The sequence below is a fragment of the Mesorhizobium cantuariense genome, assembly GCF_042647205.1.
Classification (GTDB): domain Bacteria; phylum Pseudomonadota; class Alphaproteobacteria; order Rhizobiales; family Rhizobiaceae; genus Mesorhizobium; species Mesorhizobium cantuariense.
Genome location: NZ_JBHRVD010000001.1, coordinates 912,269 through 927,853, shown reverse-complemented (window position 1 = coordinate 927,853; position 15,585 = coordinate 912,269). Strand labels below are relative to the sequence as shown.

General features: G+C 60.9%; 14 protein-coding genes and 1 pseudogene. 1 reads left to right on the top strand and 14 read right to left on the bottom strand.

Going from position 1 to position 15,585, the window contains the following annotated elements:
• Positions 1–15: 15 nt before the first annotated feature.
• The 11 genes from trbJ to ACFOJ9_RS04335 form a co-directional block, all read right to left on the bottom strand.
• Positions 16–741 carry a P-type conjugative transfer protein TrbJ gene (gene trbJ, locus ACFOJ9_RS04385; protein WP_378977050.1) on the bottom strand — a complete coding sequence of 242 codons (726 nt, stop codon included), beginning with the start codon at positions 739–741 and terminating at the stop codon, positions 16–18.
• Positions 738–3,188 carry a conjugal transfer protein TrbE gene (trbE, locus tag ACFOJ9_RS04380; protein WP_378977048.1) on the bottom strand — a complete coding sequence of 817 codons (2,451 nt, stop codon included), beginning with the start codon at positions 3,186–3,188 and terminating at the stop codon, positions 738–740. Before trbE ends, trbJ begins: the two co-directional genes overlap by 4 nt.
• Positions 3,182–3,454: a VirB3 family type IV secretion system protein gene (locus tag ACFOJ9_RS04375; protein ID WP_378923818.1), complete on the bottom strand. Its 273-nt coding sequence runs from the start codon at positions 3,452–3,454 to the stop codon at positions 3,182–3,184. Before ACFOJ9_RS04375 ends, trbE begins: the two co-directional genes overlap by 7 nt.
• The gene (locus ACFOJ9_RS04370; protein WP_095088699.1) at positions 3,454–3,762 is read right to left on the bottom strand and encodes a TrbC/VirB2 family protein; all 309 of its coding nucleotides are present in this window, start codon (positions 3,760–3,762) and stop codon (positions 3,454–3,456) included. Before ACFOJ9_RS04370 ends, ACFOJ9_RS04375 begins: the two co-directional genes overlap by 1 nt.
• Before the next feature lie 11 nt (positions 3,763–3,773).
• Complete coding sequence (trbB, locus tag ACFOJ9_RS04365; RefSeq protein WP_095088701.1) at positions 3,774–4,742, bottom strand: P-type conjugative transfer ATPase TrbB; 969 nt, start codon at positions 4,740–4,742, stop codon at positions 3,774–3,776.
• The gene (locus ACFOJ9_RS04360) at positions 4,739–5,152 is read right to left on the bottom strand and encodes a CopG family transcriptional regulator (RefSeq protein WP_095088703.1); all 414 of its coding nucleotides are present in this window, start codon (positions 5,150–5,152) and stop codon (positions 4,739–4,741) included. Before ACFOJ9_RS04360 ends, trbB begins: the two co-directional genes overlap by 4 nt.
• Positions 5,153–5,271: 119 nt before the next feature.
• Positions 5,272–7,299: a conjugal transfer protein TraG gene (locus ACFOJ9_RS04355; protein ID WP_378923850.1), complete on the bottom strand. Its 2,028-nt coding sequence runs from the start codon at positions 7,297–7,299 to the stop codon at positions 5,272–5,274.
• Positions 7,300–8,181: 882 nt separating this feature from the next.
• Complete coding sequence (locus ACFOJ9_RS04350; RefSeq protein WP_378977046.1) at positions 8,182–8,538, bottom strand: IS110 family transposase; 357 nt, start codon at positions 8,536–8,538, stop codon at positions 8,182–8,184.
• A 361-nt stretch (positions 8,539–8,899) separates the two neighbouring features.
• Complete coding sequence (locus ACFOJ9_RS04345) at positions 8,900–9,616, bottom strand: hypothetical protein (RefSeq protein WP_095088709.1); 717 nt, start codon at positions 9,614–9,616, stop codon at positions 8,900–8,902.
• Positions 9,617–9,792: 176 nt separating this feature from the next.
• On the bottom strand, positions 9,793–11,268 hold the full coding sequence (locus tag ACFOJ9_RS04340; protein ID WP_378977044.1) for a Ulp1 family isopeptidase: 1,476 nt from the start codon (positions 11,266–11,268) through the stop codon (positions 9,793–9,795).
• Positions 11,269–11,318: 50 nt separating this feature from the next.
• The gene (locus ACFOJ9_RS04335) at positions 11,319–12,425 is read right to left on the bottom strand and encodes a hypothetical protein (RefSeq protein WP_378977042.1); all 1,107 of its coding nucleotides are present in this window, start codon (positions 12,423–12,425) and stop codon (positions 11,319–11,321) included.
• A 713-nt stretch (positions 12,426–13,138) separates the two neighbouring features.
• Between ACFOJ9_RS04335 and ACFOJ9_RS04330 the strand changes: the two genes are divergently transcribed.
• Entirely contained in the window at positions 13,139–13,780 is a 642-nt protein-coding gene (locus tag ACFOJ9_RS04330; RefSeq protein ID WP_378925658.1) for a plasmid pRiA4b ORF-3 family protein, read from the top strand.
• A 301-nt stretch (positions 13,781–14,081) separates the two neighbouring features.
• Here ACFOJ9_RS04330 and ACFOJ9_RS04325 read toward each other — a convergent pair.
• From ACFOJ9_RS04325 to ACFOJ9_RS04315, 3 genes and pseudogenes are all read right to left on the bottom strand, one after another.
• Positions 14,082–14,525: pseudogene (locus ACFOJ9_RS04325) on the bottom strand (CBS domain-containing protein); the annotation flags it as partial.
• Between the two features lie 421 nt (positions 14,526–14,946).
• On the bottom strand, positions 14,947–15,267 hold the full coding sequence (locus tag ACFOJ9_RS04320; protein ID WP_378987551.1) for a cold-shock protein: 321 nt from the start codon (positions 15,265–15,267) through the stop codon (positions 14,947–14,949).
• Entirely contained in the window at positions 15,216–15,524 is a 309-nt protein-coding gene (locus tag ACFOJ9_RS04315; protein WP_095088717.1) for a hypothetical protein, read from the bottom strand. Before ACFOJ9_RS04315 ends, ACFOJ9_RS04320 begins: the two co-directional genes overlap by 52 nt.
• Between the last annotated feature and the right edge of the window lie 61 nt (positions 15,525–15,585).

Sequence of the window (15,585 nt, the reverse complement as noted above, 5' to 3'; positions counted from 1 at the left end):
CCTCGTCGTGAAGAATCAGTTGCCGGGATAGGCCGTACCGGTGCCCAGGAAGCGCTTCGTCGTCTCGCGGGCGGCTTCCTCGGACTGCGCCTTGCGGGCGGCATCCTCGGCTTCAGCTCGAAACTGCGTCGCGAGCAGCGTCTGAATCTGCATCTGCTGCTTGGTCGAAAGCGCGATCAACTGGTTGGTTGCCTGGCTTGCCTCAAGCGCACCGGCCGCGCCCTGGCTGCGGTTGATGAGATCGGTAAGCAGGTCACCGTCGCCGCGGACGTTCTCGACGATCTGCGACTGGACACCCATGGTCTGGCGAAACGCCTGCATGGCGCTCTGCCAGCGCTCGCGTGCAGCGCCCGCCACATCGCTGACCTTTATCGTCGCGTCATAGCTTTCCGGGTATTGATTGCGCCATTGGTCTTGAAGCTTGTCGAGATCAAAGCTCAGGCCACTCGCCTGATCCATCAGCCCGTCGATGCGATGGAGCGCACCGGTGAGTTGGCCAACGGAAGAAAAATCCAGATGCTGAAGGTTGCGCGCCATGTTCTGCAGCATGGTCGCCTGGTTCTGAAGCGATTGGACCTGGTTGTTGATCTGCTCCAGCGAGCGTGCCGCCGTTAGCACGTTCTGGGTATAGTTCGACGGATCGAACACGATGAGGGCGTAGGCTGGCTGGACGTAGTCGGCCATCGGTTTGGCGATCAGGGAAACGGTGATCAGGCTGGTGAAAAGGCGGCGTCCCATCATGACGATTGCTCCGTGTCTGGTTGAGGGAATTGCTGGAGAAGCTCGGCTGCCCAATCCAGGCCGCGTGCATTCAGGAAACGAGAGGCAAAGCTGTCCTGTCCGTGCTCGGACAGGACCCTTTCGATAAGGGTCTGCGTGGCCGGATCGGAAGCACCGCACAGCGCGAGTGTGATCGGGCCGAGCCCGAGCTCGAAAAGACGGTTGCCGCGGCGCGACTGCAGGTAATAGTGCCGCTTCGGCGTGGCGCGAGCGATCAGTTCGATCTGCCGCTCGTTCAAACCGAAGCGTTCGTAGGCTGCCCGCGCTTGCGGCTCCACCGCACGATCATTGGGAAGAAAAATACGCTGTGGGCAGCTCTCGATGATTGCGGGCGCGATTGCAGAGCCCGCGATGTCGGCAAGCGATTGGGTGGCGAAGACAACCGACACGTTCTTCTTTCGCAGCACCTTCAGCCATTCGCGGATGCGGGCGGCAAAAAGCGGGTTGTCGAGATAGACCCACGCCTCGTCGAGCATGAGCAGCGTCGGCCGCCCGTCAAACCGCTCCTCGAGGCGATGGAAAAGATAGGTGAGCACCGGCAGGACAGCGCCTTGGCTGTGCATCAGCTCCTCGGTCTCGAAGCATTGCACATCCGATAAGGCCAGCCGATCGACATCGGCATCGAGCAGCCGGCCGAAGGGACCGTCGAGCGTGTAGGGCATCAACGCAGACTTGAGCGCATTGGACTGAAGCAGGACCGACAGGCCGGTCAGCGTGCGTTCCTGCGCCGGCGTCGTGGCAAGGCTGTTGAGCGCCGACCAGATTGCCTCCTTCACCTCCGGTGTGACGGTGACGCTCTCATGGGCAATCAGAGCTGCGATCCATTCGGCCGCCCAACCGCGGGTAGCCTGGTCGCTGATGTTTCGCAGTGGCTGGAAGGCAAACGCACCGTCCGCGCCGAGCACATGATGCTCTCCACCCATCGCAAGTGTCGCCGCACGCGCCGAATTGCCTTTGTCGAAGACATAGACCTGCGCGCCGGCATAGCGCCGGAACTGCAAAGCGATCAGTGCTAGCAGAACCGACTTGCCGGCGCCGGTCGGTCCAACGATCAGCATGTGGCCGACGTCCTCGACATGAGTGGAAAGCCGGAACGGAGTCGACCCGCTGGTCTCGGCAACGAGAAGCGGCGGGGCTTCGGTCTGGGTAACATTGGCGAGATGCTCGTTCGTCGCCGGCCCGGCCCACACCGATGACAGCGGCATGAGATGGGCAAGATTCAGTGTGTGAATGAGCGGCTGGCGAACGTTGGCGTAGACATGACCAGGCAACGAGCCGAGCCACGCTTCCACGGCATTGACGCTTTCACGGATCGTAGTGAAGCCAAGTCCGTTGACGATGCGCTCGACCGCGCGAAGTTTCTCCTCGGCGGCTTGGTGGTCCTCGTCCCACACCGTCACAGTAGTGGTGAGATAGCCGAATCCGACATGATCGCCGCCCAGTGCTTGAAGTGCTTCGTCTGCATCGAGTGCCTTGTTGTCGGCGTCGCTGTCGATGAGAGGAACGGGTTCGTTGGTCACGACCTCGCGCAGGATAGCCACGATCGATTTACGCTTGGCAAACCACTGCCGGCGCAATCGCGTCAGCGTCTTGGTGGCTTCCGTCTTGTCGAGCGGAATGAAACGCGTCACCCAGCGATAAGCGAAATCCTGGTTGTTGAGTGCGTCCAGAATTCCGGGCCGCGTGAGGTTCGGGAATCCGAGGATGGTAAGTGTGCGAAGATGCTGCTCACCCAGCATCGGCTCCAAGCCGCCGGTGAGCGGCGCATCGACCAGCATGCTATCCAGATACATAGGCGTTTCCGGTACGGCGACTGGATGGCGGCGGGTCGAGATTGTGCCGTGCAGGTAAGTCAGCGTCTCGGCATCATCGAGGGCGCGCATTTCCGGCATGAAGCCCGACAGTAGACCCAGAACCCGGTCGGTCTCGTCACGGAACCGCGCCAGCTCCTGGCGCCAGTCTCTTTCGCCTTCGGAATGATGAGAGTCGACCAGCGCGCTTTCCGCCCGCGCCTGGCCGTCCGGCGGCGGCATGAACAGCAAGGTCAGGTGATAGCGGCTCTCGAAATGCGCGACCTTGCCCTCGAAGGCCCCGCGCCGTTCTTCGTCGACCAGCCACGACGCCGCATCGGGGAACCGCGAATGCGGATAGCCCAGCGCTTCTATGCGCTCCGCCTCGAAGAACAATGCCCAGCCGGAGCTAAGGCGTCTGAGCGCATTGTTCGCCCGTGCGCAGATCCCGATGAGTTCGGCTTCGGTCGCGCTTTCGAGATCGGGACCCCGGAACCGCAACGTCCGCTGAAAGCTGCCATCCTTGTTGAGCACGATGCCCGGCGCGACCAGTGCGGCCCAAGGCAAATGGTCGGCAAGCCGGTCGGTTTTGCCGCGATACTCCGAAAGGTTCAGCATGCAAACCATCCCTTCATGCGAAGATGACGGACAAGCACGCTCGCGAAGTCCGGATCCCGGCGCGCGGCAAAGACCGCGAGCGTGTGGCCGGCAATCCAGAGTACCAGCCCGGCGATCCACTGCTGCAGGCCAAGACCGATGGCCGCAGCCACCGTGCCGTTGAGGATCGCAACCGCTCGAGGCGCACCGCCCAGCAGGATCGCCTCAGTCAATGCCCGGTGAACAGGAACCTCGAAGCCCTCAATATGCTGCTCTCCGCTGGCCATCAGACGAGTGCCCCACCGCCGAAGGAGAAGAAGGAGAGAAAGAAGCTCGATGCCGCGAAGGCGATCGACAGACCGAAGACGATCTGGATCAGCCGGCGGAAGCCGCCCGCCGTATCACCGAAGGCAAGCGTCAGGCCGGTGGTGATGATTATGATCACCGCGACGATCTTGGCGACCGGCCCTTGCACCGATTCCAGTATCTGCTGCAGCGGCTGCTCCCAGGGCATGCCGGAGCCCGCGGCGAAAGCCGGTGCCGTGAGAAAAAACGCGAACGCGGCGGACGAAAGAAAGCGAAGCTTCTTGCGCATGAGATGACCTTTCAGAGCTGCTGGAGTTGCGGAAGCGTGAGCGGGGTGACGGCGTAATCGCCGCTGCCGTCAAGACCGGTGACCTCGGCGATCGCGTCGATGCGGCGCGACGAGCCGCGCCCGGCGATGAAGACGATCAGATCGATGGCGTCGGCGATGAGGCGGCGGGGAACGGTGACGACGGCTTCCTGCGCGAGCTGCTCGATGCGATAGAGCGCGGAGCGCGCCGAATTGGCGTGAACCGTGGCGATGCCGCCGGGATGCCCTGTGTTCCATGCCTTCACCATGTCGAGCGCTTCCGCACCCCGGACTTCGCCGACGATGATCCGGTCGGGCCTAAGCCGCAGCGTCGAGCGCACGAGATCGGCAAGCGTTACCGAACCCCGCCTCGTTCGTAAGGCAACGCAATCCTTCGCCGCGCATTGCAGTTCGCGCGTGTCCTCGATGAGGATCACCCGCTCGTCGCATTCGGCGACTTCGGCCAGCAGCGCGTTGGCAAGGGTTGTTTTGCCCGACGACGTGCCGCCGGCGACCAGAATGTTGCGCCGCTCGCGGACCGCCTTTTTCAGCGCATCGGCCTGCAGCGGCAACATGATGCGGTCGGCCACGTAGTTGGCCAGAGTGTAGAGCTTTGCGGCCGGTTTACGGATAGCAAAGCATGGTGCCAGCACGACCGGCGGCAGCAGACCCTCGAAGCGCTCGCCCGAAGGCAGTTCGGCGCTGACAATCGGATTGTCCTCATGCGCTTCGGCGCGCACGTGGGAGGCGACCAGGCGAATGATGCGCTCCGCCTCGGAAGGGTGCATGTGCACGCCGGTGTCGACCCGCCCCTCGCCCAGCCGGTCGAGCCTCAGCGCACCGTCGGGATTGACCATCACCTCGATGACCAATGGATCGGCTAGGGCTTCGGTGATCGCTGGGCCCATGGCGGTGCGCAGCATGGCGCGGCGGCGATGGTCGGCCTCGGGATGAGAACTCATCCTTCCCTTCCCCCGCCATTGGCCTCGCCAAGCGATTTTTTCCCGGAGGCGATCTGGCGACCGACCTGCTCGACGAATTTGTCGAAACGCTCCTGGGCAATCGCTTGCGTCGCCCTGTCCGGAACCGGCGTGTGGGCATGAAGCGTGATCGAAAAACGGATGAAGAGCGCCAGGCTCTCCAGAACCATCTCGACATCGCGCCTGATATGATCGAGCTCGCGGGACAGACGATCGAGCCGCTTGCCGTAGCGCTGGTCGAGATCGTTCTCGCCCCGCCGCTCTATGAAGGCCTCAACCGCCTTCGCGACGACCGCGGATTTGGTGGTCGATGGATCGCGGCTGAGGTTGTCCAGCTTCTCGCTCAGCCCGGGTTCAAGCAGAAACTGATGACGGATGCGGTGGGGCTTCATGCGGCTCGTTCCGGCTGACCGACGCTTGCTGCACCGGCGACGGAACAAGCATCGTCGAGGTGCCCGAAATCGCGTATGGCCGTTATCTACGCTGAGGTGCGCCCAACTCGAAGCGGGGTTCAGAAGCCGGGCACGATGTCCTTGTCGTCGCCCCTTCCCTCGTTGATGCCGTAGGCACGCGCGGCAGTGGAAATCCGGTCCATAACGAGCTTGTCGGGGAGCGCCTCGCTGTCATCGTCGGTGGGCTTGAAGAGATCGTCCTGATCCGGCTGCTGAGAGACGACGGGGTGTTCATCGGGCAGACCTGGATGACGCTGCTGCTGAACACCGCCGTCGTTTTCGGTTGCCACGCCGCTTTCGTCGCCGGGAACAAGACGGCGATCAACGCCGCACACCTGTCCGCTCCAATCATCCAGACGCGACGCAGGGCAATCAGCGTAAGGACCGTCCCGAAGCAGTGGCGAAGGCAGCAACCGTTCGGTGAAATTCTGATCCTGGTAATAGCGCAACTTCTTGGCACGGATCGGCGGCAGCCCTGAAACCAACACCAGTTCGTCAGACGGCGGCAACTGCATTACCTCCCCGGGCGTCAGCAGAGGTCGTGCCGTTTCCTGGCGGCTGACCATGACGTGGGAAAGCCAGGGCGCCAGCCTATGGCCGGCATAGTTGCGCATGGATCTGAGCTCCGTCGCCGTGCCGAGCGCATCGGAGATGCGTTTTGCCGTGCGCTCGTCATTGGACGAAAAGGCAATCCGCACATGACAGTTGTCGAGAATGGCGTTGTTCTCGCCGTAGGCTTTTGAAATCTGGTTCAAGGATTGCGCGATCAAATAGGCGCGAATGCCGTAGCCGGCCATGAAGGCGAGCGCAGTCTCGAAAAAATCGAGCCGTCCGAGCGCCGGAAATTCGTCGAGCATCATGAGCAGTTGATGTTTGCGGCTCTTCTTTGGATCGCCCTCCAGCCGCTCGGTGAGCCGCCGGCCGATCTGATTGAGCACCAGTCGCACCAGCGGCTTGGTACGTGAGATGTCCGATGGCGGCACGACCAGATAAAGCGACATTGGTCGCTCTGCATCCATGAGGTCAGCAATGCGCCAGTCGCAAGCCGATGTTGCCGCAGCTACGGTCGGATCGCGATAGAGCCCGAGAAATGACATGGCGGTCGAGAGAACGCCTGAACGCTCATTCTCTGACTTGTTCAGCACCTCACGAGCCGCCGAGGCCACGACAGGATGGACCTGAGGCTTTTCACTAGCTCCGAGATGGTTGGTGGTCATCATCCGTTGCAGCGTTGCAGCAAACGAGCGCTGTGGGTCCGAGAGGAAGGTAGCGACACGGGCTAGCGTCTTTTCCTCTTCGGCGTAGAGCACGTGCAAGATGGCGCCGACCAGCAGTGAGTGGCTGGTCTTTTCCCAATGGTTTCGCCGCTCCAGCGCGCCTTCCGGATCGACGAGGATGTCGGCGATGTTCTGGACGTCGCGGACCTCGTCTAGGCCCTGGCGTACCTCTAGCAGCGGGTTGTAGCGCGCCGACCTTGAATCGGTAGGATTGAACAAAAGGCAATGTGAAAACTTCGAGCGCCAGCCGGAGGTCAGCTGCCAGTTTTCACCTTTGATGTCGTGAATGACGGCCGAGCCGGTCCAGGAAAGGAGGGTTGGCAGAACCAGCCCGACACCCTTGCCAGAACGTGTTGGCGCAAACGCCATGACATGCTCTGGGCCGTCATGGCGCAGATACTGGTCCTTCAATTTGCCAAGGAAAACGCCGGCCGTCCTGAATAGCCCCTCCTTCTCAATCTCCCACTTTTCGGCCCATCGTGAAGAGCCGTAGGTAGTGACCGCTCCACGCTGCCGCGCACGCCAAAGTGAACCGGCCATAGCAGCGCCACAGCTTAGGAAGCCACTGGCGCCGGCAAGTGCGCCCGCCTTGTCGAAGACCTCTGGCGCGTAAGCGTCGAAATGGAACCACCATTCGAAAAGTTTCCACGGCTTATAGATTGCCCAGCCGGCCGCGACAAACCATGGGGCGCCGAGTTGCGGCTGATGGCCCAGCATGTGGGCGCACCATTGTGTTGCCGTCCATACGCCGAGGACTGCGATGGCAAACACAACCACGATCTGGCCAATCAGCAGCTTCGTCGGTGTCATTGGCTTTTGCTCCGCTGTTCTGGACAGGCGGATCAAGCATCTGGCCAAAGCACAGGGAGTAAAACCCACCGTACGCACGACGAGGTGCGATGGGGCAATCATTGGGTATTGCTCAGATTTGAAACGCGGGAACGCGCCGCTGTTCAATCGATAAGACATAAGGCCGGTGCTATGCTCTCGGATTCGACGCGTCCGGAGGTATCCCGGACGAACTGAAACAGCACCTTCTGCTAGATTTTCTGCAGACCCTGGCCAACTACAAGGGCTGCGCTCTCTGTACGGCGCAAGACAATTTCCCGAAGGCGCCAAGGTTCGGCCAACCCGGTCGAATGATCCGGGTTGATTCACGCTTGCAGAGGCGACAGCAAAAAAGAGGCCACGAGGCGCGGGGAGCCTGCCCGGGGGCCCCTTCGAGGGACGGTCATGCCCGACGTAGCACCCGACAAATCTGGGATCAGAGGATCGGACCGTGATCCGGAATTGCCGAAAGACCGTCAATCAAGACGGGCTGCTTTCAAAAACCACCGAATGCTAGCCGCCTTGATGCACGGCGATGAGCTTTTGGCGGCCTGAGGCGGTGATCAGGTCGCCGTTTCGGTGCGTTTTGACAACCCTCGTCAGGCGCCGGCGATGATCCGTCGTGATGGAGGGCTGGGTTTGCAGGTTGCGGTCGGCGGGTTTGTTTCGGGACGTCTGCGCCCCGTCGGCTATGTCACGAGCCGCGCAATGCGATTGAGGACGATGCGCAGGATGCGCTGGTCGGGGCAGGAGGTCGGCAGGTGCAGGCGGATCTGGGTTTTCATCTCGACCACCCGCGCGGCGATTTTGCATGTCGGTCAATCATTATGACCAATGGTTCTCTACATTTCGCTGCTGCGTTCTCTACATTTGGCTGCTGTTGCGCAGGAGCCCACGGACCTGCCCGTAAAGCTGGCGCTTGACATTGACCAGTTGCTCACGCGCGCCAAGCAACGCCTTCAGCCGGTGGCTTTCCATGGTCTTCACATGCACCGCAGAATACAAACCGCTTGCCAGTATCTCGGCAAGCGCCTGCGCATCCGCCTTGTCCGTCTTCTCAGGCCGCGCCTTCAGGGCATCTGCAGCACGCCGCGCATCCATGCAGATGACCGGAAAACCCAGATCCTTCAGCTCGTGGTAGAGCCAAGGCGTCATCGAGCCTGTCTCAAGGCCGACTTTCGCAAGATGACCGTTCCATCTTTTCAGCCGCTCCGCGATCATTGACGGCTGCGTGTCCGCGCTCCCGCGCCACACCACCTGTCGATCCTGACCATAATGCAGATGTGCGTGCTCTTGAGACTGACGTCCACTCCGACGTAATATTCCATCGCTGCTCTCCTTAGGTCTTCGACAAACCAGGGCAGATGGCCTCATTCCGCCGATGGGAGCAGCAACCTCATGTATGGGATGTAATAGTGGGTTCGCGGGCGACGCGGCGGCCGGAGATCAAGCTATCCGGGATAGTGGCCAGTCTCCACCGTGCTGAAACAACCTCTATACGCGTTCAGATCGCTCGAACTACATGGCTTTTTATTTCCGGGCAGTGCCCGACCGACGGCTCATGTTCGCAGCAGGAGAGTGCCTATTGCGAAGACGGACGCGGAGCCGGGAAATCCAGCACGCGGCTGGTATAGCTTTCGATCAATGCACTGAATGGCACGCCATCCGGTAGTTTGAGCACGGCGTGATGTTCGAGAAGGAAAGGGGGAGGGACAAGAGATCCAGTACCGGAAGCCGGCAGGCTGGTTTGCATTTCCCATCCTTTCGAGAGAGGGGACCAAAGCAGCTTCGCCGATAGGTTCGTGCGACTGAAATTTAGAGCCTGAACGGCTCGACCGAATGCTATATCGCTCGTATCGAGCGCCTTGTTCATCTCGGCCGTCAGCCTTGCCGGCACGTACCAGTTGTCCGCCTCGGACAGGACGTGCTCGCCGCAGGCCAGACGAACGCGCCGATAGGCTATGGGTTCGTCCGAGCCTACGGCAAGTAGCTTACGGATATGGACATCCGCCGGCTTGTCTTGACCATGTACACGATGAGCCACGATCTTCGAGCCTTCCGGCGCCAGCTTGTGTGTTGCGCACCAGCGATCAAGTGTCAGCGTAGCACTGGCATTGCTGAGGAGATCGGCATTCAGGGCTTGAAGGACTGCAAGAGCTTCCAGTCGTGATGTCGGCGTGTCCGGCCATGGCGACGGAGTGGACAGATTCTGCGCCATGGTAGTTTGCGTGCCCGGCACGATGGCGGCTGAGCTGCCAAAGGCGAGGAGGCGGACGAGTAACAAGGACCGGAAGAACATGGCTATGAAATCCTCTGTAAAACAGACTGTACAGGTCGGGGCTAGTCTAAGATCACGCTCGATCGTCAGCTGGCCGATCTGAGCATGCAACTTCTCAAGCTCGCATTCGCGCGTGTCCTTCGCTGGCTGGTGTCGGCGAGAGTCGCCTCAGCCAGCTCTATCAGCAGAAGCCGACATCAACTCCTGAGTCGGTTTTGCAGTGCCTGCCGATCGGCGACGAGCTGGTCCAGGTGGATAGAATGCCCTCCTTGCGCCAATCGCCTAACCAGCTCACGCATACCGTCCACGACAAAGACGCCGCAATCATAGCTGTTCTGCTGCTGGGCCATGAGGGGTGACTCCAGGCGGGCGCCCAGCCGTCCTGCGAGCTGTTCTGCAGGCCGGGCGTTGTATCCTTGCGCGGAGTCGTAGTGATAGGCGACCGGCTTTTGCCGGTCGCTGCGATCAACGAACAGCAGCGACCAATGGCTGCCGCGTTGATTAGGATCCGAAACATGGGCATTATTCACTGGCAGGAACAGGAAGTCGGCTGTATCGTTACCCTGCCGATTATGGACGATACTGTGGAATGTACTTAGCGTGTCGCCCCAGTTCAGCTGAAAGGCTACGAGGGGATCCACGAACCGCGTCCGGGCGGCGAGACTCGGATTGGTCCCCTGCAACTCCTGCGCCAGGAGCTGGTAATCCGTGAGGATATGCCTGTCGTCCAGCCATTGCGTGTCCCCGAGCACCAGCCCGCGGTCGTGGGACGAGGCTTTCGGATCCAAAGCCCCGATCTGAGCATCGGAGGAGGTGGTCGAGAATGCCCGCACAGAATTAACCTCGTCGCGTAATCCGGATGGCGTGGGCCTTGTCAGATCAACCAATGGAAGACCGCCGTAGGTGTCTGAGCGGGCCTTGGCAGAGTGCGCTGGCGCAAAGTGAGCATCGTCGCGCAATTCGGATGGCGTGGGCGCATTCAGATCAACGATTGACTCAAGACCCCCGTAGGTGTCTGAGCGAGCCTTGGCAGAGTGCGCGAAGTGAGCATCGTCGCGCAATTCGGATGGCGTGGGCGCATTCAGATCAACGATTGACTCAAGACCCCCGTAGGTGTCTGAGCGAGCCTTGGCAGAGTGCGCTGGCGCGAAGTGAGCATCGTCGCGCAATTCGGATGGCGTGGGCGCATTCAGATCAACGATTGACTCAAGACCCCCGTAGGTGTCTGAGCGAGCCTTGGCAGAGTGCGCTGGCGCAAAGTGAGCATCGTCGCGCAATTCGGATGGCGTGGGCGCATTCAGATCAACGATTGACTCAAGACCGCCGTAGGTGTCTGAACGGGCCCTGGCAGAGTGCGCTGGCGGAAAGTGAGCATCGTCGCGCCCCGCGACCTCACGGAAGACGTCTGAGGGAGCCATGGCAGTTGATGATGACGGGGGTTCTTGCATCGCCTGGCTCCAGAAGGCCCGAGCTCCCTCGCTCGGGGTAGCGGGCAGCGAGGCGAGCTCCTTCAGCGCGCCGGTCTGCCGAGCTGTCTGCGCGGCTGGCAAAGCCGACTGCTCATGTGATTGCAGCCCCAACCCTTGGTTCGCCTCGACGAGTTTTAAGTAGCTCCGAAGATGCGACAAATCGGGAGCGTGTACTCTGCTTCCAGTCAGTTTGAACGCTTCCACATCGTTCCGCAGCGTTAACTGCTCATTGTTAGAGCCGTTAAGTCGACCAGCTATGCTCCCCCCCTGCCCGTTTTTTGAAGCCACTCACTCAGCGCACGAAGACGTGTAGCCCGCTTCTGGGCAAACTGCCTCTGCGCCGCAGTCGGGGTCCTAAGATCGTTCAAGGCTTGGCCGAGCGCACCATCAATGAGGGGGCCGTCTTCGGGATAAGGAGCCAGGTGACGGGGCCGCCCAATGCCACGGGGTTCGGATCCGGGCGCTTCGGCTTCTTCACCCCCAGGCAAGAGCCGCGGGAGATTAGCCAGAGCGCATTTAAGGCGATTCTGAGGGTCTCCCCCCAGGCTTCTGTACTCCGAAATTTCATTGTCTAGCGAACCGCCTCGCAACAGAGAAGCTAGAGGGTCCCTATCGTTTGCTTGGAGCCACCGAGCAAACACCCTAAATCTGGAAAGACTGTTTTTGATGTCCCCTTTGGCGGCATTGCGCTGCTCGGCGCCTACCCGGAACCTTGCCAAGAGATCGGCGTCTTCGGCAGGGAGCTCCCCAATTAGCTGGTCTCGTGAAGGAAGGCTCCCGGGGGCAACCTTGTTCAGCTGCGCAACGACAGCAAAGCGGCCACCATCCTTCAGATAGTCCCGCACATCGGCGACAAAAGAAGCATGGCCAGGCGAATCGCGGTCAAACCGGCCGGTTATAGGGCCCCGATTTTCCTGGAACAGCCAGCCGCTTAAATGGTGCAGATCACCTACCAATCTCTTGACAGTCCTCTCGTGCGTCTGCGCTTCGCGGGCTGCTTTCTTGAAGGTGGAAACAAGCTCCTTGTCCTCGGCAAAGGGCCCAAAGCGTTCGCGCTTTGCGCCCACGCGGACCTCTTTATTCACCGCAAACTCCGGTTGCTGTCTACCGCTATTGCGCCATGGACCCGGTCCTTGCGCCGCCTCCGGGCCACTGAACGGGTTATCCCGCAAGCCCGCGCTCTGGATCCCTCCACCGCCCTCCTCAGACGAAGGGGGCTGTAACTGGCTCAGCTGCTGCTCAAAGCTCGCTTGCCGGCTCGAGTCGTCCGCCTGTTGCCCTACCGGCATCTCGGTATTCTGCTGCGCGAAGCCTGATGCAAACGGATTCAACTGCCGAGGATTGAACTGCGAACCATCCATACCGCTCTCCATTTGAAAATGAAATATGGGCTGCTCGCAAGTCTGCGCAGAGAGCCACCAATTCGACCATACATAACGATTCTCACTCCTGAGAGGCTCATTGAGTGCGGTCTGGTAAGCCCTGCAGCAACGATACGCAGCCTAGCTGACTTTGACCTGACGTAGGCGTTCTGTGAATTCGAAGAGAACCCTTGAGGCCTAGGCGCCGGCCGCGACCGGTGCCTCTTTCCCGTGGCCGGCCTCGAAAAGCCTGGCGCTGAAGTTTGTGGGGGACCACCTCTGGGACCCGGCCGGACACGAAACCGATCCCCAGCACGGCATGCCGGTTGAGGTCGCGGCCGCGCTGCGCGAAAGCGAGATGCAGCGGATACCGGACCGCGTGCGCCGTCTATAGTGAAACGACGTCTCGCAAGCCGGGGGACCTTGCATCGGGAGAACGGGTAGGAGGGTCCGTTCGCCTCGCCGAACCTGCGGTCGGTGCTGCGGCTGGGGTCGCCGATAAGCGCGTGCCGCTGGTCGCGTCGGGCGATTTGCGTCGCGGCGCGAACCAGCGACGCCGATGCTCTATTTGCCGGGTACCAGAGGAGATGCGCAATCTGGCCAAGCGTGTCGAATTGCTCTTCACCGCGGTCGGACGCACTTCGACACTGCGTTCGAAAGTGGCGCGACACCGAGGTTGACAATTTTGAGGCAAAACAGTTCCAAGTAACGTCATGCTTTTCCAGGAACCCAATGCGCTACAAATCAGGATCGAGCTCGCCGGCATCGAGCCGGCGGTTTGGCGACGCGTGGTCGTTCCGTGGAACTGGCATCTTGGACAATTGCATCTCGTCATCCAGGCCGCCTTCAACTGGTGGAACTACCACCTGCATGAGTTTCGGGTTGGCGGTTTGTCCTATGGCGATCCCGAACAGCTTGGCGAGATGGAATATGAAGGCGGATCCCGTTCCTTCGATGAAAATGAGGTCCGGCTTCTTGATTTCGAGCACCATCCAGGCCTCTCATTCATCTATCTCTACGACTTCGGCGATCACTGGGAGCATCTAGTCACCATCGAGAAATTCCTCACCCTCGATCCGATTCCGAGGACAGCGGCTTGCATCGACGGCGCCCACGCCAGGCCACCGGAAGATGTCGGCGGCATCGGCGGTTTTGAGAATTTCCTGGCCATCATGGCCGACCGGGAAGATCCCGAGCATCGCGACATGAGGCGGTGGTGCGGTGGCCATTTCGATCCTCAATGGTTCGATCTGACGGTCGCCGACAAGGACGTCAGGAACGCGCTCAAGCCGAACGTCCGGCGACGCCTTCACCAGCCAAAATCCAAACGTAGGGCCGGCGAGCGCGACCGGTAAGTTGAGAAAGCCCGGTCTGCTTGGGAGGAGTTCAGCCCATCGAGCAGCCGACATTTCCGCCTGCTCGACTCGACAATGGGCACGAGCGAGGCTCGCCGCGAACGGGATTGATATGGACGAAAGGTCCCTGGCATAGACCCTCCTGCACAATGTCCTCGGCCTCCGCGGACAAGCTGTATGTCGCCGGAAGCGGGCGGCGGGCAATGTCGCCTAAACAAATATAGGCTCCGGATCGAAACCCGGTCGAACATTGGACAGGCTTGCCGGGAAAGCTTCCCGAACATTTTTTTCGGGGTGGCGACTATTGTAGCGCTGCCGCCAATGGCTTGTCTGCACCTTGCGGCTGGTCTGCAGCCCGCGCGGGCGCGGTTGCAGCCAGCAGGTCGGTCTGCGTGATCAGGCCGAGGATGCGCCTGTCGTCATGGACGATGATGGCGGCGTGGCTGCGACCGTCGGTGAGCACCGGCAGCAGGCTCATCGCGGGTGCGCTTGCCGTAGCGGTCGCCGCCGGCGACGTCACGCTTATTACAGCGTCCGCCGCTCGTGCCAGCTCCCTGAGCCCGCCCGGCGCCGACCAGCCTCGCTTCCAGATCGACGACCGGTAGCGACCGGATGTTGTAATCAAGCAGCAAATACCGCGCCTGGTCACATCGCGCGACATGATGTCCTCGCACAGCAAGGTCCGGTGTGAGCGCACCGTCGCCTGCAACTCGACCTGCCGCAGCAGCCGCTCGAGATCGTCGCGCCGGCAAGGATGGGGACAAAAAGGTGGAAGGCCATGGGATGCCTGAAAACCTCAGACTTGATGTGGAACGCGTCAGTCAGGCGCGATTGCCTGCAATCCCGCCATACCGTTGAATTGGGAATCCAACCGGATCCAAGAACCCGCAGCTTCGGGAAAATAATATTTCGCGATGCCGCCAAACGGATCGGTGCGGTTCGGCTCGGCCGAACCGGTCTTTACAGCAGGTTACGCGGGTTTTCGGATCGGTTTGGCAAGCAACCCGCTTCATGCGGCGGCGGCCGCGGCGAGGCCGCACGCCAAATCGGCCTGGCTAGCGCCCTGGGGCAGATGGAACCATCGGGCTTGTTGTCAGGCAGGCTTGTCGTCACCTTCGCATTTGCGATACGAAATTGTGCATTGCAATATCGGCGGCCCGTCGGTATCATCTTGCTGTCGGCCATCTACTCTCCTCCCAGATGGATGCCGATACTGAATGCGGTGCACCTCCTCCCGCGCCGTATTCGAAAATCGAGCCCGCTGCCACCTCCTCCCGGCAGCGGGCTTTTCTTTTGTATGAAGGTAGTTTCGGCCAAGGCCGATCTATCGCCGCCTGGACCAGGCGAATGCTCTGAACCTCCAGGCCGTTCTTGCCTTGCCCGTATTGGAAAGACACTTTCTGCCCCTCCATCAGCACGCTTAGCCCTGAGCGGATCAGCGCAGTAGCGCGAACGAAGGCGTCCTTTTCACCGTTCTCGGGAGCAATGAAGCCGAAGCCCTTTTCGGGAATAAACCACTTGACCGCTCCGCTCCATAGGTGAGATCGAGGCCAGCTTGCAGGGCGCCAAAGGCGATCTCAGCGTGGTTGTCCGCTTCGATGGTGATAGTGGCGGGATCGACAAGGTCGTTGCCGAGACCATCGTCCGCGACAGGTTCGAGGGCAGGGTGAAGTGTATCCGAAAGCCGCCCGTTCTTCCCCCTTAAAGGCGTTTGCGACAGATCCAGCCGATCTGCGTCGGTCACGTCCTGGTACCGCGGCGGCTATTCTTGTCCGATTCTCTGCCGGCGAGAGCCGCTCCAAACA